This is a genomic window from Clostridium tunisiense TJ, from assembly GCF_000300195.1.
Classification (GTDB): Bacteria; Bacillota; Clostridia; order Clostridiales; family Clostridiaceae; genus Clostridium_J; species Clostridium_J tunisiense.
This window is the reverse complement of record NZ_AMQH01000005.1, coordinates 24,764-44,800: the sequence shown is the minus strand read 5'-3', so window position 1 is coordinate 44,800 and position 20,037 is coordinate 24,764. Positions and strand designations below refer to the sequence as shown.

At 30.3% G+C, this 20,037-nt stretch carries 21 protein-coding genes; 2 read left to right on the top strand and 19 right to left on the bottom strand.

What is annotated here, in order from left to right; genetic code table 11:
• Nucleotides 1-83 precede the first annotated feature (83 nt).
• A complete protein-coding gene (locus C661_RS0104020) occupies nt 84-842 on the bottom strand; it encodes a sugar phosphate isomerase/epimerase family protein (RefSeq protein WP_017414015.1) in 759 nt (252 codons plus the stop codon).
• A 37-nt stretch (nt 843-879) separates the two neighbouring features.
• Nucleotides 880-1,440: a histidine phosphatase family protein gene (locus C661_RS21265; protein ID WP_017414014.1), complete on the bottom strand. Its 561-nt coding sequence runs from the start codon at nt 1,438-1,440 to the stop codon at nt 880-882.
• Nucleotides 1,441-1,727: 287 nt separating this feature from the next.
• On the opposite strand from C661_RS21265, the gene C661_RS0104010 reads away from it, so the two are divergent.
• On the top strand, nt 1,728-2,645 hold the full coding sequence (locus C661_RS0104010; protein ID WP_017414013.1) for an alpha/beta fold hydrolase: 918 nt from the start codon (nt 1,728-1,730) through the stop codon (nt 2,643-2,645).
• A gap of 295 nt (nt 2,646-2,940) precedes the next feature.
• On the opposite strand, the gene C661_RS0104005 is transcribed toward C661_RS0104010, so the two are convergent.
• From C661_RS0104005 to C661_RS0103985, 5 genes are all read right to left on the bottom strand, one after another.
• The gene (locus tag C661_RS0104005; RefSeq protein ID WP_017414012.1) at nt 2,941-3,411 is read right to left on the bottom strand and encodes an NUDIX hydrolase; all 471 of its coding nucleotides are present in this window, start codon (nt 3,409-3,411) and stop codon (nt 2,941-2,943) included.
• Nucleotides 3,412-3,456: 45 nt separating this feature from the next.
• Nucleotides 3,457-3,945, bottom strand: coding sequence for a CPBP family intramembrane glutamic endopeptidase (locus C661_RS0104000; protein WP_017414011.1), 489 nt, complete (start codon nt 3,943-3,945; stop codon nt 3,457-3,459).
• Between the two features lie 107 nt (nt 3,946-4,052).
• Nucleotides 4,053-4,877, bottom strand: a complete 825-nt coding sequence (locus C661_RS0103995; protein ID WP_017414010.1) for a GNAT family N-acetyltransferase — start codon at nt 4,875-4,877, stop codon at nt 4,053-4,055.
• A 17-nt stretch (nt 4,878-4,894) separates the two neighbouring features.
• Nucleotides 4,895-5,410: an NUDIX hydrolase gene (locus C661_RS0103990; protein ID WP_017414009.1), complete on the bottom strand. Its 516-nt coding sequence runs from the start codon at nt 5,408-5,410 to the stop codon at nt 4,895-4,897.
• 44 nt (nt 5,411-5,454) lie between these two features.
• Nucleotides 5,455-6,111, bottom strand: a complete 657-nt coding sequence (locus C661_RS0103985) for a DUF1905 domain-containing protein (protein ID WP_017414008.1) — start codon at nt 6,109-6,111, stop codon at nt 5,455-5,457.
• Nucleotides 6,112-6,207: 96 nt separating this feature from the next.
• On the opposite strand from C661_RS0103985, the gene C661_RS0103980 reads away from it, so the two are divergent.
• Entirely contained in the window at nt 6,208-6,918 is a 711-nt protein-coding gene (locus C661_RS0103980; RefSeq protein WP_017414007.1) for a GerMN domain-containing protein, read from the top strand.
• A gap of 162 nt (nt 6,919-7,080) precedes the next feature.
• Here the strand turns inward: C661_RS0103980 and C661_RS0103975 are convergent, their stop codons facing one another.
• The 12 genes from C661_RS0103975 to C661_RS0103910 form a co-directional block, all read right to left on the bottom strand.
• Complete coding sequence (locus tag C661_RS0103975; RefSeq protein WP_017414006.1) at nt 7,081-7,599, bottom strand: DUF6886 family protein; 519 nt, start codon at nt 7,597-7,599, stop codon at nt 7,081-7,083.
• A 308-nt stretch (nt 7,600-7,907) separates the two neighbouring features.
• On the bottom strand, nt 7,908-8,498 hold the full coding sequence (locus C661_RS0103970; protein WP_017414005.1) for an AAA family ATPase: 591 nt from the start codon (nt 8,496-8,498) through the stop codon (nt 7,908-7,910).
• A 20-nt stretch (nt 8,499-8,518) separates the two neighbouring features.
• Nucleotides 8,519-9,079 carry a histidine phosphatase family protein gene (locus C661_RS0103965; RefSeq protein ID WP_017414004.1) on the bottom strand — a complete coding sequence of 187 codons (561 nt, stop codon included), beginning with the start codon at nt 9,077-9,079 and terminating at the stop codon, nt 8,519-8,521.
• Between the two features lie 16 nt (nt 9,080-9,095).
• Nucleotides 9,096-9,599: a M50 family metallopeptidase gene (locus C661_RS0103960; RefSeq protein ID WP_017414003.1), complete on the bottom strand. Its 504-nt coding sequence runs from the start codon at nt 9,597-9,599 to the stop codon at nt 9,096-9,098.
• Nucleotides 9,600-9,635: 36 nt separating this feature from the next.
• Nucleotides 9,636-10,679 carry a CPBP family intramembrane glutamic endopeptidase gene (locus tag C661_RS0103955; RefSeq protein WP_017414002.1) on the bottom strand — a complete coding sequence of 348 codons (1,044 nt, stop codon included), beginning with the start codon at nt 10,677-10,679 and terminating at the stop codon, nt 9,636-9,638.
• Between the two features lie 166 nt (nt 10,680-10,845).
• Nucleotides 10,846-11,250 carry an NUDIX hydrolase gene (locus C661_RS0103950; protein WP_017414001.1) on the bottom strand — a complete coding sequence of 135 codons (405 nt, stop codon included), beginning with the start codon at nt 11,248-11,250 and terminating at the stop codon, nt 10,846-10,848.
• Nucleotides 11,240-12,094, bottom strand: a complete 855-nt coding sequence (locus tag C661_RS0103945; RefSeq protein WP_017414000.1) for a sugar phosphate isomerase/epimerase family protein — start codon at nt 12,092-12,094, stop codon at nt 11,240-11,242. The genes C661_RS0103950 and C661_RS0103945 overlap by 11 nt, the downstream gene beginning before the upstream one ends.
• A 135-nt stretch (nt 12,095-12,229) precedes the next feature.
• Entirely contained in the window at nt 12,230-13,165 is a 936-nt protein-coding gene (locus tag C661_RS0103935) for an apurinic/apyrimidinic endonuclease family protein (protein WP_017413998.1), read from the bottom strand.
• Nucleotides 13,166-13,596: 431 nt separating this feature from the next.
• Nucleotides 13,597-15,615, bottom strand: a complete 2,019-nt coding sequence (locus C661_RS21260) for a M4 family metallopeptidase (RefSeq protein WP_017413996.1) — start codon at nt 15,613-15,615, stop codon at nt 13,597-13,599.
• Between the two features lie 736 nt (nt 15,616-16,351).
• Complete coding sequence (locus C661_RS23570) at nt 16,352-16,489, bottom strand: hypothetical protein (protein ID WP_017413995.1); 138 nt, start codon at nt 16,487-16,489, stop codon at nt 16,352-16,354.
• A 74-nt stretch (nt 16,490-16,563) separates the two neighbouring features.
• Nucleotides 16,564-17,847, bottom strand: coding sequence for a helix-turn-helix domain-containing protein (locus C661_RS0103915; protein ID WP_017413994.1), 1,284 nt, complete (start codon nt 17,845-17,847; stop codon nt 16,564-16,566).
• 115 nt (nt 17,848-17,962) lie between these two features.
• Nucleotides 17,963-18,658 carry an HD domain-containing protein gene (locus C661_RS0103910; RefSeq protein WP_017413993.1) on the bottom strand — a complete coding sequence of 232 codons (696 nt, stop codon included), beginning with the start codon at nt 18,656-18,658 and terminating at the stop codon, nt 17,963-17,965.
• Between the last annotated feature and the right edge of the window lie 1,379 nt (nt 18,659-20,037).

The following is a 20,037-nucleotide window of genomic DNA, read 5'->3' as shown; positions in this document are numbered from 1 at the left end:
TCATACTTTATTTTTATACGTTGTCTTTTCCCATGGTTCTAAACTCTCTATTCCTTTACCAACTAGTTAATAATAGCATTTATCTAAATAAACCCATTTTTAGATAAAAATAATATAGATTCTTCTGTTTCTTCTAATTTAGTTTCTAATGACCATTTGGCATTGGGTGCATATGTTTCAAGCAATTCTAAAGTTTTTAAAATATCAATATCCCCATTACACAAACCATAGTGATTATCCGAAATACCATAATTATTATGTAAGTGTACATACTTAATATGTTTATTTAACCCTTTAATCCATTGTTCTAATGGTACTGATGAATTTACATTAGCATGTCCAATATCAAGACAAGCAGAAAACCTAGGACTATCAACTACTTCTATTAGCTCTGCTATAGTCCCCCATTGATCTTCACACACATTTTCAATATATATTTCAACATCATGGTCGATACTTTCTAAATAATCCTTCCAAAATTCTGCTGAAGTTTCTAGCCACTGTATAGGAAAAAATGCCTTTGGTACATATCCTGCATGAAATATTAAGTGTTTAGCTTTAATGCTCCTAGCAGTATAGTAGGCATCCAAAAATCTACTTTTCACTACTTCAACTATTTTAGGGTCTCTGCTTCCTGTAAATAAATCAACAAAAGGTCCGTGTAAAGATACCTGCTGTATGTGTTCTAACTTACACCTTATAGTTTCAAGTTTTCTATTATAATCACCTATAGAGTATGGCTGAATAAAACTCTGGACTTCAAACCCTAACCCCATCTCCTTAGCCAGCTTGAGAATTTTCTCTGACTCATCTTTTAAAGTAGAAACATAAACCTCTTTCACCTAATCACCCCCTCGAAAACTTCCATTTAGTTTATCACTAATTCTCAACCCATCCACTCCATTTGTAATCCTTATGAAACTCTACTTCCACAATTCCACAGTATGGTATTGAGGGTTGAAATTTAAATTGCCTCATCACAACTCCATGAGTTACTACGATTATCTTGTCATAATCTAAATATTTTTCTAAAGCTTTAAAGGATCTGCCTGCAACAGTGCTAAGTTTTTCCCATCCTTTCGAATCTTTCTCATCATATTCTCCCTTACAAAGGGTACATTCTCTTGCAGCCTGCTTAACTATTTCATCGTCAACGTAATTATAAGTTAAATCTGGTAACCACTCATGGATATCAAGTTCAATGTTTATATCCAGTGAAGTTTCTTTGGATATAATTGCAGCTGTCTGCAAAGCTCTTGTATAAGGTGAAGACACAATAATACTTGCCCCTTTTAACCTTTCATCCTTAGCCACAGCCTTTGCTTGCTCTACTCCTGCTGGTGTAAGGTGTCCTAGATCTATTCCATGCCCTTTAAAACTTCTTTCTGTTACATCACTGTAGTCCGGCTCCCCATGCCTTATTAGTATAAGTTTTATCATAATACTACCCCCAATTTATACATTTTCCTTATAGTCTTTTTACCTCTTAACTTTGAAACTTTAACTTCCAACCATATCCTTTTATTATATTATAAGTTATATTCTTACAGATAACTATAAACCCACTGATTATTTATCAGATTATACACAATTGTGTGAATTATTTACATTTCATGATATTATATATCCATAAGTTTAAATTTTTTATATAAATTTGAGTATAGGTATAAGGGGAAGAGGTGAGTATTTAGGTTAAATATACTTAATATTTGACCTAAAGATATGTTATGAATACAAAAATTATAAATATTGAAACTACAAGCATAGAGCTATGCACTTTAGGAAATTATGGTCCTGTGGTAGTCTTGGAAACTGGAATGGGTTGCTCTTTTTATGAGTGGAGTAATATTGCTAATGAAATCTCAAAAGTTGCAAGAGTTATTTTGTACCATAGAGAAGGTTATGGTAACAGTGCTTTAACAACTAATAAGTGTACAAGCTTAAGAATTTCTAAAAATTTAAAGCTCCTGTTAGAAAAAGAAAATATAACTGAACCTATAATATTAGTGGGTCATTCTTTTGGTGGTATATGTGCTTTACATTTTACTAAACTATTTCCTAATTATGTCTCTGGCTTAGTTTTAGTTGATTCAAGTCCAATTGAAATGTACAAAGTAGAAGAACTAAAAAGATCTCTGCCTTCTATTCAGTCTACCTACCCTACAGCTAGGGCTTTAAAAAGAATGAGACATATGGGAAGTATGAGTGAGGATCAAATTATTAAAGAAGTTAATCCTAAATTAGCACCTTGGCAACTTAACTTTCCAGTGTGCATACAGGATAAAATAAAAAACTTTATAATTAAACCTGATTTGTACAAAGCAACGTCCTCAGAACTTGAAAATATGATTGATAGTGGAAAAGAAGTAGAAACTTTAGGTTCTATGGGCTTAGATATTCCGTTGAAGGTTTTAGGAAGAGATGGAACCCCTGAAATAAATAACTTAATTAACGCTGGAATTATAGAAAATGAGGCTATAACTTTTGAAAACTTATTACAAGAACTAAATAAATCTAAAGCATCCTATAGCTCTAAGGGAGAATTTACTTTAGTCAATGGTGCAGGTCATAATATCCATCAATATTGCCCTGAAATAATAGTAGAGAAAGTTCTTGAAGTAATCAATCAAGTTAATATTAAATAGTCCATTTAATTTAGCTATTTCTATAGTTATTGCTGTTATGACTAGGGATGGTAATTTAAAAGCATTCCAACCTTCTAATCAATTATAAATCTTTAATAAAATCAAGGTAAATATACTATATAAGTTAAGTGGAGACTTTGGTTCCTATAATTGAACAGCTGCCTCATAATGCAGAGCTATGCACTACGAGGCAGCCTTTTTATATCATCTTTATAAAATTCACTTGCTTTATAAAATAATAATCATGATCCCTCTTAAGTTCCAATAATCTTAAATTTATTTCATAATCACTCTTTTATTCTTCAAAGTCTATAATGCTTTCAATAGTAGTAGGTAAATTCCCTAATCTGTTTTTTATAAAAGTAGGATAGAAAGGTTCCTTTTGTATTTCACCTATTGGAACCCACTTGAATTCAAAGGTTTTATCATGTTCTGATACTAAAAATACATCTTCTTTAGTAATTGATTCCTTATCTTTACAATTAATTAGATAATAAAAACAAATTTCATGGTATTTGCTATCATCGCTGCCAAAAAAGCTTTGACATACCCATAGTAATCTCTCGATTTCAACATAAACTCCTAACTCTTCTTCCATTTCTCTTATAATAGTAGTTTCAGTATCTTCAAGGATTTCTACTCTTCCTCCAGGTAATGCATAAAAATCGTCATTTATTCTACGATGAATAAGTACTTTATTATCATGAAATAAAATTCCTGCAGTTCTAAAATTAAAAGTCCCATTTTTTGTTTTAAAGTTAATCATTTTTTACCTCTATTCAATTTATTTAATTTGTGCCTGAGTTAAAACTTAAATTAAGCTCAATGAAAGCGTAGCTAAATTATTTAAAGCATGTATTGCAACTATCATTAAATATGGATGATACTCCTTATCATCATAAATAATAAATGTATATGCATAAATTATTCCTGGGAAAATCATTAACAATATATAAAATGGACTATACCAGTGTTGGGCTGCAAAAATAATTGCAGATATGAGTATTATCACTTTTTTGTTTTTTACTTTTAGGAAATCTTGAAGAATTCTTATAATTCCTAATTGAAAAATAAAACTTTCAATTATGGGGACTATAATTACTCCAATTATAAACATCTCCAAATCTGGTACACTATTTTCAATTGGTCCACCTACTGCTCCAATATTTGTAGTATATAAAATACCTATTGGCGTCATGAGTAAATTAAATAAAACTTTCATAATGAGTATAGTAATAATAAATTTAACTGGTGTTAATCCTTTAAGGTAATTGTGTAATCTTATTAAATTATTTTTCATTGGTATCCCCCTGATGTATTAAAAATATATCTTACTTATTCTCTTTTGAGAGCAATACTAAAATGTCTTTCATTATATCGTATATAAATTATTGCTAGAGCTTTCACCTAAGTAAGAAACTCAAAGGCATATTTTCCTTTTTCTTCAAAACCCATAGCTTCATAGGTGTTTCTAGCTGCCATATTTGTCTGCCATGCCTCTAATACAGGTGTTTTATTTTCCTTAAGCGCAATGTGAATCATATGTCCAATTAGTTCCTTGCCATATCCCCTATTTCTGTAGCTTTCATCTATATAAACACTTGTAACTTCTGCATAATTCTTGGTTTTTCCTATAAACCTTGCCATTCCTATGGCTTTACCTTCATATTCTAAAAGGTAAACACCTGATTTCATTTTTGGCAGTATTTTATCATCATTAGTAATACTTCTAACTTCCTCTTCTGTTTTCGCCTCTAAAAAAGCCGCTGTAAACTTTTTAACCTTTTCTATATCCTCTTTTTTTAAGGTTGCCAGTCTAATTTTAGTTCTGTAATTTTTAGAAATCTCTTTGTATTTTTCAGGATTTAACTTGTAAAAGATATTTTGTTCTGGCTTTCTTTTATCTCCTAGAAGACAAAGTAAAGCAGTAACCTTCTCTAATGTTCCTGCAAGTAGTATTTTATTGTAATTAAGACCTTTAAATTCCTCTGCAATGGCTTTTAAGCTTTGTTCAGTACTATAATGAAAGCTTGTGAAATCAGAATTTCCATCATTTTTTATATGAAGTATACCTGTTATTTCTTTACTATCTTCACTTATAAATAGCTCTCCAAAGTTTTCAGAGTTATTTTCAATTAATTCTATTAATATTGAATTATACATTTCATCTTTGTATAGATAATCTAATATACTCTGTTTTGTTTTACTGGTTAATTGATTTATTTTTCTCATAACCTACCCTCTTCTTTCTAACCCCTTATTTTTCTCAGCTCTTTTAGGACTAAAGTATCTCTATCCACCCAAGGGTTTCTATCATTAGAATCCTTTTTAAGTATTTCTTCATTTATTTTTATTGCTTCATCAATATACAGCCATATAGGCTGAAAATCTAAATCTGCCTCGTAATCATCTAAGTTTTGAGCTGTCTTTGTATTAGACACTTCACATAAATAATAATGAGAGGTCATTTCAAACATTGAAGTTCCATCAAAGTCATCAATTTTTCTCTCAACCATTACTCCCATTTTTCCCAGTACATTATTTACTGTATATCCTGTCTCTTCACAAACTTCTCTCATTAATGCTTCTTCAAAGGCTTCTTCCTTATTTACTCCACCCCCTGGAAACTTATAATCACCTTTATTTGTATGTACCATTAAAATTTTGCTATCTTTGAAAATAATCCCTCTAACTGCTTGTCTGTAATTTACCTTCCTGTTTTCCATATGTTCTTTTTTAAGTCCTAATTCATAGTTAAAAATCATACTTAAGCCCCTCTCATTTTATCTATTAGATATTTTACTTGTACCTATAAAAATATTTCTAAAAATCCAGTAATCTTACTTAATTCAAAGTCTTGTAGTATACCCCTGTCTGAATCATAAAACTTTCCTTTAAAGAAAACCATTAAATGACCTTTAGAATTTACAATGCAGCAATCTGGAAGTTTGTCTCCCTCTTTTAGAGTATAAACCATTTTATTTGAATGAGCAATTCCATAGTAATTTAAAGTTTCTATAACCTTACTCATAGAACCTTGTCCTTTTTTATTTCCCATTAAATCAGCTACCTTCTCAAAGGGTTCTCCTGAAAGCATAGCAATACATCCTTGACAACATAGTCCTTCTTTTGTGTCTTCAAGGACTTTAATGGTATCTATTCTTCTTATTGGATTTTCTAAGCTATATGGACTATTTTTATTAATTCTACTAAGTTCAGAAATCATTTGAAAAGATATTCTCAATTCTTCACTTGCAGAAATATTCTTATAATCTGTCTTTGTTACTGGTATATAGTAAGTTCCATTTCCCTTTGGAATCAGCTTACACTCATAATCAAAGCCATTAACTACTACTTTAGCAGGTATATTTCCTTTTTTCTCACATACTTCCCATACATTGAAGGGAACTTTAATAAATAGCCTTTTCCCCTCTTCAAAAATTTCCCCAATAAACTTGTATTCCATGATACCCTCCTTAATTACTTTATAAAATTAGGTCAACCTAAACCCCTCTTGTAATATAATAAATATATAAATATTAAAACTTAGGAGAGGTTATAATTGAAAAAATATTTTATTCTTATAACTGTACTATTATTTTTCACTTTTCTTGTAAGTGGTTGTAAAAGTAATACACAGGTAAAAAATGAAAATAACAACAATATAAATCTTAATAACGAAAACTCTAACAACCAAAACTCTAATAATCAGGGTACTAATAACTCAACTAACAATAATTCGAACTCTAATACCCCTGGCAATAATCAGCAAGAAAAACCAACTACTGAAAAGCCAAATGACCCAAAACCAGGTAGCGTAACCCCTAATGAAAATAAACCTTCAATAAAAGATACTAATTGCAGATTATATTTCTTTAACACCAGTGAACTTGCAATGTATTATGTAGATACAACTATTCCTGTAGAGGATAATGCCATAATTAAAGCTTTAACCAAAGAACTGCAAAACCAAAATTACAGTATGGACTTTTTAACTCTAACAAGTAAAGTACAAATTAAATCTGCAAAGGTGGATAGAGATAAAAAACTTCTTACAGTGGTATTTTCAGATTCATATGTTAACCACATGACTTTAGGGAATGCTACCGAAAGTGGACTTCTTGCTATGCTACTCTCCACCTATGGCTATAACTTAGGCGTTGATAAAGTTGCTATATACTTTAACGATGAACTTTACACTAGTTTAAGAGGTGAGTTACCTGAAGGCTATTTTAAGGTTAACTATGATGATGCAAAGAAATTTGTTAAGTAAACTATATGATTTAGGAACCAAAATGTAGTCTTATATCATATCTTAAATCTACCTTGGTTCTCTTTTTAAATTTTAGATATGCTTAAAATAAAACGTCATCCTGAAACTCTATAACTAGCTAAATTATATGTAACTTTCTATAATACTACTCCATTCACAATACTATAATGGAGTAGCATTTTTCATTCTACACATTGACCAGTTTAAGGAAGTCTTTTGAATTTCACTGCTTAAATGCCATAAATTATCTACCACCCGCAGTTCTACATTTCTCTTAAATAGCGCTGCAAAAATATCGTCAATAATAATTTGATTAATTGGAACTTCTGCTGCTTCACTTACATAATATCCAGCAGTTTCATCCTGAAGGTAAAACTTCGAAGGGCTAAATTCATATAAGTATAAGGTTGTATTTTTCATAACTTCAAACCATTTATATTCTATGGCTACAACATGATTACAAGACTTTGATGTGAAATACTTATCCTTATCCTCACTAGTTGATAAAGAGCCCCAATGATAGGCAACTCTTGGACACTCTCTAGGAGTTAAAAAATTTGGTAGACACTCTTCATTAACTGCCCATACAAGCCCCTTGCTCTTATCTAAATCATCTCTATAGGGTAGCCTTGGCTGGAATATTTTAATATTATTCTCTTCACTTACATGGAATAATCTCATTTTACTCACCTACTCTTTAATCTCATGGTAATATACTTTTATATTCTATTTTACCATAAAGTTACTGTAACAATATACCATATTGTATTTTTAATAATGCTTTTTTACAAGGATTCAACGTCATACTTAGCTTATATTCAAATTCACCTCGATCCCATTAATGGTTCTAAAAATGACAGCAATAGATTTTGCCTTGAAAATCTAAAACAGTTTAATATAGAAAGTTAAAATGCCCCTGTAGGATGTATCAATTTTATACATTCTACAGGGGTATTTAATCATATTCGTTTGCTATATCAGTCCCACATCTAACCTCTTATATGTTTCAATTTTACTATAACACGTTGGCATGCTTTTGCAAATTCCCCTCTATTGTCTGAAAGTAATTTTATATTTGATGAACAGGCTATTATCTCCACTACTTCATCAATAGATAAATTGTCTGTATGAATGTGTTCCTTAAATATGTCCTTTGAAAGGCCTTCCATGCACCTGTCTATCTGCTTTGCAGCCCAAGACTCCTTCCCCTCCGCCCTACTTCTTAACCTTTTAAATAAGGTTTCCTTTGAGGCCCATAAAACAAAATGCTTTACTTCAATATGCTCTGCTCTTAATTTCTCTACAATATCTTTAAAATACTGTGGATTCACTACAGTCATGGGCACAATTAGTATTCCTTTGTAGTTATCATTAATATATTTCAGCATAGAAAAATTAAACTCTCTCCACATTTGAAAGTCTTGAAAATCACCTTTTTCTAGTCCTTTGGGAATATTTTTTCTAATAAAGAAACCCACATTCTCTGGATCATACACATAAGAATTAGGAATCCTTCTATGAAGCTCAAAAGCAGTTTGAGTTTTTCCTGAGCCAAAAGCTCCATTTATCCAAACTAACATTTTATTTCTCCTTTTTACTATTAATCTTCTTTCCAAATTCTTTGGACTTCCATTAACTTTTCTCCATCAAAGCTAAGTTTATAGATGTCAGGCATTTCAAGAGTAGTCCAAAAATCGTAACCATAGCTTTTATTAAAATAGTTCATTATCAAAACCATTATATTTCCATGGGTTCCAACTGCAATGTTTTTCCCACTATATTCCCTTAAAATCCTTAAAATAGCCTTAACTCCTCTTAATTGAGCTTCTAAACCAGACTCTCCACCCTCAAAAGCGAAAGTAAGATCCTGCCAAACTCGCATTACAGAGTTTTCAAAATCCTCTACGGGTTTTTCTGATAACATTCTTTCCCTGAAAGCTTCCTCTATTTGAATACCTAAGTTTAAAGTTTTGGCTAGTCCCTCTACAGTCTGTATTGCTCTTTTGTAAGGACTAGCTATAATATGACTAATACTTTCACCTAATAATAAAGCTGTAACTTTCTCAGTAGCTTTAAATCCGTTACTAGATAGTGGTCTATTTAACTCATCAGGAGTATAGGTTGAATGAGCATGACGAACTAAATATATATTAGTAACCATTTTATCACCTTCAATCTTAATTAGTTGGTTCAGCCTTTTCTTTCAAAAGTGTTAAAACTTTATACCCATCACTTGTAGTTCCACCATATGCACCCCACCAACTTGGATATTTAAATGGAATTGCAGTAACAATAAATTGGAACAAGTTGTAATAAGCTATAAAGGTAAATAGATTATTTAAAATAGTATTTGACATCTTTCCTGCTATTAGTATCGAACCTATTCCTACCATTAAAGATATCAATGGTCCACCTAAAGAGGATATTATTTTTCCAGACCTTGTGAGTTTTTCTCCATTCCATGAAACAAAGCCTGTAAGTGGATGAAAACCTCTAAGTACTACTTGAAGCCCTCCAATTTTAAAGTTTCTATTACTATTACCCACCCCAAGATAAATTGCAACCTTATCCTTGCTAAAAATTCTTGCAGGTATAGCGTGTCCTAACTCATGAATAATTGTGGTTATCTGAAATACTATGACAAATGCACATATATTGGCAGCCATTTGTATAATCTCCATATTATTTCCCTCTCTATTTTAATCGCTGCAGTTTTCTTATAAATTATTATATTCTTTATAAAAATTCGTTGAATTCCCTATTTTACTCTCATGAATTTCTCCTTTGTATTCTTTAGTAAAGATAAAAGGTAAAAATACAATAGCACTTATTACTATTCCCGCAACTAAGTCCATTGGTGAAATAACCTGGGTATATCCCCCATTATTAAAACTAACTGCTAAAGTATTGTTAATTAAGTGTATAATTATTACTGACCAAAGATTTTCAGTTTTCATATATACATATCCTAGGAATATACCAGCAAACATACAGTAAAACACATGACTTATTACACAAAATATAGGAGTTTCTGGACTATATAACATAAAACAAAGAGGTAAATGCCATATTCCCCATATAAAACCTAATATAATAACCCCTTTTTTCTTGCCGAAAAGAATTTGAAGTCTAACTTGTAAATATTCTCTCCACCCCAATTCTTCACCGAAGAATATTATGTAAGATAAAGCAATCCCAAAAGGTATATTAACTATGGATAATATAATTTTAGGAACAAGTTCTTTGAAGGTTTCATCTAATCCACCATAAATAAGTACACTAAACATAATAGTTATTATTTTAAGACCTAAAAATAATAAACCTAACAGAGCCACCTTCTTAAAATTCTTTGTAAGCACCATATTTATTTTCTCATACGCAACAGGATTTCCACTGCAAATCATAATAAAGGTGATTAAACTAGCTATAACTATTAATCCATTTAATACAACATCTACCTTCGTGGGAAAGACAAATACTCCAACTGCAAAAATTCCCATAGCCAAGACAAAGGTGACAATATAAATTTTGAAAAATCTCATTAACCCCCTAGGTACATTTTCCTTATCATAACGAAGCTGCACTATTATAGCTGCTAAAGCTGGGTACAACATCTGTAGTAATCCAAAAGTGTCAGCTTTAATGTTGTTGTTACTCTTTAGTATAAAAAACATAACTACTCCCATAAGGAAGGTTATTACAAAAGTAATTATCAAAAACATGGTAACTTCTTTTTTAATTTGTCCTAATCTAATACTCATAAACTCTCTCCCTTTAATCCTTTCAAGAATAACCTTTTATATAACTTTTTACTGATTCCCACTATATTGAGAAATCTCTATATTTATCCACAAAGTCTTAAATAAACCAAAACAAGCTAGGTTAATGCTAATCTAAATCTTGGCTTTCCTTACCTTTACATATATTTTAAAAAGCTCTACTAACAACATTGCCAGCAAAATTTATGGAATCTTCAACTCTCAACCTTTGAACTTCACTAAGTTCTTGTAAGTCTTCCCATTTATATTCTGAATGCTCACTACTTAGCTTTATAATTGCTTCCTTTGGCAATTCGCACTTAAAAATACCAACCTGAGAATTAAAACTTTTATGATAATATAAGCCTGTAAAAGCTTTTACTATTATATCTATCCCTAATTCTTCCCTGCACTCACGTTTAATAGCCTCATGTATTGTCTCCCCTGGCTCAACTCCACCTCCTGGAAGCCCCCATCGCTTATCATTATAAGTTTGCTTTAGCAGCAGAACTTTCCCTTCACTATTTGTAATTGCAGCATGTACACTAAATCTATAAAAATCATTAAATCCCATTGCAACTTCCCCCTAAATCACATTTATCATAATCAATAATTTTACTTACCCATTTTAAACCTTCCTCAACATATTCTCTGCTTGGTTTAGTTTCTGGAGTATGCTCAAAAACAAAGGTTACATCTTTACATCTAGCTAAAAACTTAATTATCTCTTCAACCTTATGAAATCTTTCATCGTCCTCCTGTGATGGATGAACTGGTGTCCAAATATACTCCTTATCTTCGTAATGTATATTATGTAGATGAACTTCTCCTATGAAATCCTTCCACTTTTCTAAACAATTTACTATCTCTTCACTTGTAGCTATTATGTAATCACCAATATCTATGCATAATTGTATATTGTATTTTCTCCATATGTTTGTAGGAAACTGTTGAAGATAGTTTATTCCTGCACTACAGCGATTTATTCCTAATTTAGGTTCACAGATTAACTTGATCCCATACTTTTTTTGAATATAGCTTAACCTTTTTAAACCCTCTTCAATTAGCTCCTCTGTATTAACTGTCACTTCCCCCTTAAAATAAGGAAAGTGAACTAATAGGTATTCTGCCCCTAAAGCTGATAATTTTTCTGCTTCAGCTTCAAGCATGTCCCAAGCTTCTTCAGGATCATATTTAAACTTTTCAAGCAAATCATACTTACTGCCACTTCGTAACAAGGGGGAGTGAATCCCAAAGGTGCAACCCTTTTCCCTGCAAACTTCCAAGAACTTATTGAAATCCTCATTCTCAGAAAATTCCCCAATCTCTATATGCTTAATTCCTTCCATAAACAACTCCGAATATAGCTCAGGGTTTGAATAAATTATACTTCCCGACATTCCTAATCTATTTCCCATGATTTTATACTCCTATTCCTATTAAATAAGGGTCCAATCTCCTTACATTGTTGTACCATATTTCTATTAATATCCTGAACTTTTATATCCCTTATATTAATATTTCTTTTATCACTCACATTTGTCATGAAATTTTTAAATTTCCCCTCCATTTACTAGCTCTTTGACCCATCTATAGCATTCTTCCAATTCTTCATCACTCATTAAATTTGACTTATGTTCAAACAAGACTTTATAACTATTGTTCACACTATTTAAAGCATTAAAATATATCCCCATATCTCCCCAGCCTTCTTCAACTTTAAGCGAAGGTAATGCTGGATAGTGGCCATTTGAATCTACCTTAGCATTCCACAGGTGAACTAAGTGAGTATACTTTCCAAACCTTTTAATTATTTCTAATCCTTTAAAGTTCTTGTCTATGCAATCTTGTATATGTATCCTTCCAAAATCCAGACATAGTTTTATGCTAGGATATTCCTCTAATAGCTCTTCTAAAAGTTTAGTTCCATATATAAACTTATTTAATCCGTCTAACTCTAAAACTGGAGTAAAGTTGTATTTTCTTCCTTGATCACATAAAATTTTAAAAAAATTTCTGCTTCTTTCTTCAAAAAACTCATAGGATATTTCAGATTCATAGTAATACTCTGTTTTATCATAAAATCTCCAAGATGACCAATCTACTTCATCGTCTAAAATAACTGGCTTGGGGTAATGAAGTAAAATATAATCTGGATTAAAATCCTGTGATCTTTTAAATTCCTCCTCCATATACTTTATTGATTCTTCATAAGTTACAGCATCTTTAGAAAGATATTGTGGATCCCTTGCTCTCCACTGACCTTTTAATAAGGGAAAATGAATTCCCATTTGGATATTTCTCTCCCTAAGGTTGTACCTAAGGACTTTAAGTTCCTCCATGGACTCCATTTGAGTAGCCTCAACGCCAAAAAAGTAATCTCTAAAGTCTCTGTTTTGCTTATCTATGTCAAAAACCTCAAATTGTCCAATTAAAAATCTCTTTATGTATTTACCTTCCCCGTCTTGTGTTATCTCCCCAATTGCCATTTTCATTCCCCCTTAAAGCTTTAAGCATACACATAATCTATTCATTACAACCTCTTAATTATTAAATATTCTTATTAATATCTTTATTAATTACTCATACTTTTCATTATGATTATTAATTTTTGCAAGAATAATTAGTATATAATGTATTAATATTACAATTGTACCATTAACTCTAATAAAATGTATATAATAGGGATTACTTTGTTTGCAATAAAAATAACCACATGAGTTGTATTACTACTGTTCTCATGTGGCCATGGGTAAGATATTATAAGGGATTTTGTGAAAGCTTTACTTAAGTTAGGGGCATGGGTTAGGCTTTCAAGCTGGAATATTATTCTTATTCACCTTGAAGGCCTTCAGGGAACTAAAGCAAGCTCCTGTATAAGCTTGTCTCAACTTTAGTTCCCTATAGTTAGCTACTTATACTAGAATGTAGCCTTTAAGCTATAAGGTGTAGTGGTGCTATAAGCTCCATTATATCCTACAATCTTTACATAGTATTTTCCTGTTGTAGGAACTCTATAAGATATACTTTCACTAGTTGTGCTTCCGTTTTCTGATTTAGCAACTACTGTTCCTGCTGAATTTACTAAATATAACTCATAATCCTTTGGAAGATTTGTTAAATTTATAGTTATAGTTCTTCCAGCTGTACTATTTAAATAATAGTAATCTACATCTGTTGACGAATAAATATATGAGCTATAAGCTGTTCCACTTGTTAAAGCTGTTGCTGCACTCATTGTATTATTTGGCTCGTAAGTGTCGCCTGATGGTGTAGTTGAACCGATACCTACGCTAGCGAAAGCATCAGCAACTTTAGTTGCTATAGTAGTATCTGTTGGATATAAATCCCTAGCAGCTTGTACTAAAGCGTTTTTAGCATCAGTAAATTGAGAATACTGAGTTAAATATGAAGTTAATGCTCTATAATATATTTGTGCCATTTTATTATTATCATTAATTGATGTTGCTGCAAGATAGAATGCTTTATTAGGAATTCCACTATTTATATGAACTCCACCCCAGTCTCCACTTGATGTATTAGGAAGTGTTCTGTACTGATTCATATGAGCTGGTTGATTATATAAAGTAGGGTTAGATAAACTTCTTAGAGCATCTCCTGGTGTATTTGGTGTATAGCAATCCTCACCCATTAACCAGTCACTAGTTTGTCCTTCAATTAAATATCCAAAAACATCTGAGAAAGATTCATTTAACGCACCTGATTGGTTTTCATATTCTAATCCAGCAGTTCTTTCTGTAACGGCATGAGTAAATTCATGTCCTACAACATCAAGAGAAGATCCAATATGAGCAAAGGTTGTACCACTACAATCCCCAAATACCATTTGTGTTCCATTCCAGAATGCATTATCCATTGGTTCATTTGGATATTGTGGATCTCTACCGTTTACTGTTGCTATAATAGCTGCTCCTTGGTTATCATAGCTATTTCTATTTAAATTGTTTCTGAAGAAATCATAGGTTACAGCCATGTTAGCATGTACATCAACTGCATCTAACTGAGTTGATGCGTTAAAAACATTATCCACATCACTAACTATTGTTCCCGGGAATCTTGCTGTTCTATTAGCATCATAAGTTTCAATTCTTGCTCCCTTAGTTAAGTCTCTCATATAGTATCTTCCACTTACTAAGTCAAGGTTTAAATTTCTTGTTGCTAAAAGACCTGTTCCAGTACCAGTACTTGCAACCTTCTTAATTTCATTTCTTGTCTTTACTACAGCTCCAGTGTTTGCATTTACTATACTTTTTACATTTCCATAGTAAGGTGCCATAAATTGAGTTGTCACATAATAAACAGGTATCCAATTACCATTATCATTATATATATATTGCTCAGTCTTAGGATCTGCAGAGTATTTAATCTCATTTTCCTTAATATTTAATTCTTTTAATACATTTTTAATAGCATTTTCACTTGAAAGTTTAAATTCTTTCTTCCAAGCCTTATCGCTTACATTGCTCTCTACATTACCATTAACAGCGTATACAGTTCCATCTTCATTTGTGTGAACTATAACTTCTGTTCCGTACACTGGAATGCCATCTACAACCAATTTATTTTTGTAATGTTTCTTGTTTAGGCTGTCAACCTCAACTGATTCATTTACAAACTCTCCAACACTTACCTCAAACATATCTTTATTCTTGCTCATAAATGCTGCAGCATCTTTTGAATCATCTACACCTTTTTCAGAAAGAGTTCCTGTAATAAAGTTTGGAATATTCTTTTTGCTATCCCATTTTACTTCAAACTTGTCCCCTTTCTTTTCTGATTTTTCTCTAAATTTTTCGATTGTTTCCATTTTCTTAGGACTTAACCCTTGTGCATTTGATTCATTGTTTAATGATGCAGCAGAAGCAACTGAACTCATTGAAAGTGCTGTTACCATTACTAAACTTAATACTTTTTTCATAAAAGTTTCCCCCTTTTTAATTATAATTGGATTTGTACTCTTTAAAGCAATCCATTTTAAGTTGAAAGTTAAACACCAAATCTTGTAAAAGTTAAATAAAAGGCATGTCATAAAACTCCCCAATCCTTGATTTGCCTAATCTTAACTCCTACAATCCCTCCTTTCTTTCTTATTTATTATTTATGTTAAAATTTATGTAACTTGATTAGTTGCATAATAAATTTACTTTAAACTCATTATACAATTATTAACTTTTTCTAAATAATAATCTGGATTTGTTTCCAAATTATTAACTCCTTGTATTTATTATACATATAAACCACCCCCTTGGCAACATTTTTTTTAAAAAATATTGTTGCTACTATTTTTATTGATTTTTTTATATTTTTGAAGCCATTTATAGTTTCCTAGTCATTGAATAAACTTAATAGTTAGTTAAAGACTGTTTTATAGATTAAATAAACTTTTAATAGAACCATATGATACAGGTTCCATGATGAAATTTTAACTCTGGTTCCCTATAAAACAAGAAAACAAAAAAACAGCCCACATATTTCTATATGGGCTGTTCCATAAATTATTAGAATTATTATTAAAGAAATCCTTTTATCGGCTCTCTAACTATTCTAATGTTATGAGATAATTAACTTCATGTTTATAACCTTATAAAATATTAAACACATATACAACAGTATATGCGTTCTTCTTCTTTAGTTGGAAAATAATTGTTACTTAATTATGCCATATGAACAATTACACTTCTACCTTGTAGATCTGGGTCATCTGAACGTTTTAGTTGTTGTGTAACTGTCAACCCCATGCAAATAACAGTAACCCCTAATAAAATAGCCGATAATCTTTTTATCTTTTTCATAAATTATCCTCCTCCCATATAATGATAATATAATTATATTATAATTATATTATCATTATAATACATTATCACCACTAACTTCCAGTAATATTTTGTGACAATTTAATAAAATAATTTGCTTTTTCCATTTTATTTTCCTTGATATATAGTTCTGTTAACTTTAAATAAGCTTTAAGCAATTCTGAAAAATTGTATTTTCCCTTTACCAAATCTATAATTTTATAATATATCTCTTCTGCTTCTTCACATCTATTTAACTTTTCATAAACATCTATTAATAAGTAATATCCTTCAATAAGATAGTAATTATCATTATATTTTTTAGCTAAATCGCATCCAACTTTTAATAGCAACATTGATTCTGTGTATAACTGTTTTTCTATATACAAATTAGCCTTTTCAATAATAGTGTGAGATAATTTTGCTTCATCATGGTCTACTCTTATAGCTTCAGAAATATTAAAGTATTTAAGACTATTATCAAAATCTTTCTTCTCTAGGTACATACGACCTAAATTATTATAAATAGTGCCTTCAATTTTTTTGTTAATATTAGTAGAGTCATCAAGCCTTTCCACCAAAACCTGTATTGCCTCTTCAGTATGTCCTTGTTCATTTAAACAATTGGCTTTTAAAATGTTGGCTTGGATGTTTTTTTCCTTGTAGTCATATAGATTTACTATCTTAAAAATATATAATTCTATATATTCTAGGGCCTTTTCTACTTTTCCAAACTTCTTATACGTAAGAGCCATATTGAATATACACTTAACTTCAGTATCAATATCTTTGATTTCTGCTGCATACTGTTGGGCCCTTCCAAAATATAAAAGAGCCTCAACATAGTCTAACTCACAGTGTTTACACATACCCAATCTATTATTTAAGTAGCATTGTTTGTCTATGTTTTTTATTTCTTTATAAATCTCTAAAGAATTGTTATAGGCTATAAAGGCATCTAAAAACTGATAGCTTTCATATTTTATATCTCCTAGCACCTTATAAGCATTGGCTTCTTCTTCTTTTAGTCCATATTTAGAACCAATTTCAATAACAGAATTAACATCTTCTTCTGTTGGGTTGTTTTCCATTTTGCCCTTACAGTAAATTCCTGCTTCTTCTTCTCTTGACATTAGTAAATCGTTTTCATTTATGTTTATTTCAACATTAAGTTCTTTTGCTTTTGATCTTAATTTTTCCATAATTAACTTTGCTGTGTTCTTATTTAAGTTTCTTTTTCCAACTTCTATCATGCCAAAATAGCTTCTAGTCATTGTATCATCTGTAAAATCATTTTGAGTCATGTTTAATTCTTTTCTAATTTTTTTTAATCTTTGGCCAGGTGTTAGAAACTCCATTCACATCATCCCTCTATGGTATATTTAATTTGTTTAAAGGACTTAATTTGTTTTACATTATATTTACATTATAGTTCATTATTCACAAAATTAACATATCTATAAACAAAATACTCTAATGATGCCCAAAATATTCCTCTATAGTACCTTGTCCGAAAATCTCTGTACCATATAATTCTTCTTTTAATCCGTTACTAAAATCAGTTATGAATTTTTTCTTCTCATCCATAATTTTCTTAGCTGATTCTGTTTTTAACAATTTAAATCCTTCATTACAAAAGTTTACTTCAAAGCCCTCAATTCTATTCGAAAGCAATCTGAAAAAATAGGGATTATTCTTATCAATCCAGTTTGAAGTCATGAATATAGACATAGCCCCTATCTCATCTAAAATATCCGCATCTTGTAAGATTTTTAAACAATAATCATCATCTTCTGCTTCTTTATCAGAATGTTTTTCAATTAAATATAGTAATCTATCTACCTTCTGTACCTCATTAGCTATGTGTTTATGTTCTCCTAACCATTGCTCAACAATATTTCTTCCTAATGTAGCATGGTTTTCTCTTATATGTATTCTACCTATATCATGTAATATGGCAGCTAATCTTGTAAGTAAAACTTCCTCATAAGATAATTGATGACTTTCTATATTTAAAAGTTTTTTAACATACCCTTCCACTCTTAGTGAATGTAACACAACAAATTCCCAAGAATTACGCCAGGGATGAATAGTTTCATAGTTTATTGTTCTACCTCTTAAGTAAGAAACAAGAAATTTCTTACCTTCTTCTAAAATAGCTTCTTCCATATTAGTCCCCCTATTCAAGCTCTCTTACCCCTTAAAACATTACATAATTACAACTTAGTTTTAATATATGTTGTTACTTATTATGATACCTCTTACCTGATTTAGTGGTCAATAATTTTATTATATTATAGGTAAATTTATATCTTAATTATTATATTTATGCTTTAGTTATAAAATTTATCTTACTTATACATTAGTTATGAAGATTTTATTTCCTTATGTCTAATTTTAATTATTTCAACACATTAGTCACTTATTAAGCCTTAAAGTTTTATGATTTATTTATAAAATATTCTTTTCAATGATAAATTTATTTTTCTATGGTTGGACCTTGAACTTCAACTAAATTAGTATTGAATGTTATTCTTATTGCTCAAGCTCTGTCCATTGTATATAATAAAGTTTTAAGCTATAATTGTTTCAATTAAACTTCAATATTAGGAGTGATTAAATGAATTATAATCGAAAATATTATGGTTTTGATTTTCTTTCTATATTTTTATTTCTTTTAAGCTTTCTTTTTAGTCTTTGGCAGAGAACTACCCCTTTAGGTTTATTCCTTTTCATATACTCAGCATATAGAGTATTCTCCAAGAATACTTATAAGCGACAGAAGGAATATGATACATTTTATACTTATGCTAATAAAATTTTCAATAAAATAGGTATAAAAATCCCTTATTATATAGCTCCATTAAATTTTAGTGCAGTTACTCCCCTTATTAGTAATCTTAGATATAAAATAAATCAAAGACGTGAATTTAAAATAACTAAATGCCCTTATTGTAAACAAAAGCTGAGATTGCCAAGAGGCAAAGGGAAAATTACTGTTACCTGTAAAACCTGTTTAAAGGAATTTAAATTTAAAACTTAAAATAAAAGATTATGCACTAAAAAAGTATGCACTGGCATACTTTTTTTAGTGCATAAAATTTAGTTTGTAAGCCTAAAATAATTAGCGAAAGGTGTTCATATACAAAAACTCAAAATGAATTTCATAACTTTTAAAGTTTTATTTTGAAACCACCACACTTGTTTTTAAAGCCACTAATAAATGTTCAATATAATTTAACATTTTAGTTTCAAAATAATATTTTATTTGGTTATATTTTTATCACTAATTTAAAAAAAGACTTCCGCGAGATAAATCGTCATATTTCGCCTTTTTATTAATGAATATGATATCCTTTTCATATTTACCATAAATTACTTTCAGATAATTTTAAATTTTACTTCACTTTTTATTAAATTCATGATAGAATAAGTTCACAAATACTTCATAAATGCATTTATATTCTCTATTTGGGACAAACTCCCCAATTGTAATTAATGTTTCATAATATGTGTAAAAGTGCAATTATTTCAAAATTATAATAATT

Coding starts and splice junctions, on each gene's coding strand:
- C661_RS0103960 (WP_017414003.1), bottom strand. CDS start 9,599: ATGGAGATTATACAAATGGCTGCCAATATATGTGCATTTGTCATAGTA.
- C661_RS0103970 (WP_017414005.1), bottom strand. CDS start 8,498: ATGTTAGTTTGGATAAATGGAGCTTTTGGCTCAGGAAAAACTCAAACT.
- C661_RS0103995 (WP_017414010.1), bottom strand. CDS start 4,877: ATGAGAAAAATAAATCAATTAACCAGTAAAACAAAACAGAGTATATTA.
- C661_RS0104000 (WP_017414011.1), bottom strand. CDS start 3,945: ATGAAAAATAATTTAATAAGATTACACAATTACCTTAAAGGATTAACA.
- C661_RS0103955 (WP_017414002.1), bottom strand. CDS start 10,679: ATGAGTATTAGATTAGGACAAATTAAAAAAGAAGTTACCATGTTTTTG.
- C661_RS0103910 (WP_017413993.1), bottom strand. CDS start 18,658: ATGGAAGAAGCTATTTTAGAAGAAGGTAAGAAATTTCTTGTTTCTTAC.
- C661_RS0103935 (WP_017413998.1), bottom strand. CDS start 13,165: ATGGCAATTGGGGAGATAACACAAGACGGGGAAGGTAAATACATAAAG.
- C661_RS0104005 (WP_017414012.1), bottom strand. CDS start 3,411: ATGATTAACTTTAAAACAAAAAATGGGACTTTTAATTTTAGAACTGCA.
- C661_RS0103975 (WP_017414006.1), bottom strand. CDS start 7,599: ATGAGATTATTCCATGTAAGTGAAGAGAATAATATTAAAATATTCCAG.
- C661_RS21265 (WP_017414014.1), bottom strand. CDS start 1,440: ATGATAAAACTTATACTAATAAGGCATGGGGAGCCGGACTACAGTGAT.
- C661_RS21260 (WP_017413996.1), bottom strand. CDS start 15,615: ATGAAAAAAGTATTAAGTTTAGTAATGGTAACAGCACTTTCAATGAGT.
- C661_RS0103965 (WP_017414004.1), bottom strand. CDS start 9,079: ATGGTTACTAATATATATTTAGTTCGTCATGCTCATTCAACCTATACT.
- C661_RS23570 (WP_017413995.1), bottom strand. CDS start 16,489: ATGAAAAAGATAAAAAGATTATCGGCTATTTTATTAGGGGTTACTGTT.
- C661_RS0104010 (WP_017414013.1), top strand. CDS start 1,728: ATGAATACAAAAATTATAAATATTGAAACTACAAGCATAGAGCTATGC.
- C661_RS0103990 (WP_017414009.1), bottom strand. CDS start 5,410: ATGATTTTTAACTATGAATTAGGACTTAAAAAAGAACATATGGAAAAC.
- C661_RS0103985 (WP_017414008.1), bottom strand. CDS start 6,111: ATGGAATACAAGTTTATTGGGGAAATTTTTGAAGAGGGGAAAAGGCTA.
- C661_RS0103950 (WP_017414001.1), bottom strand. CDS start 11,250: ATGGGATTTAATGATTTTTATAGATTTAGTGTACATGCTGCAATTACA.
- C661_RS0103915 (WP_017413994.1), bottom strand. CDS start 17,847: ATGGAGTTTCTAACACCTGGCCAAAGATTAAAAAAAATTAGAAAAGAA.
- C661_RS0103945 (WP_017414000.1), bottom strand. CDS start 12,094: ATGGGAAATAGATTAGGAATGTCGGGAAGTATAATTTATTCAAACCCT.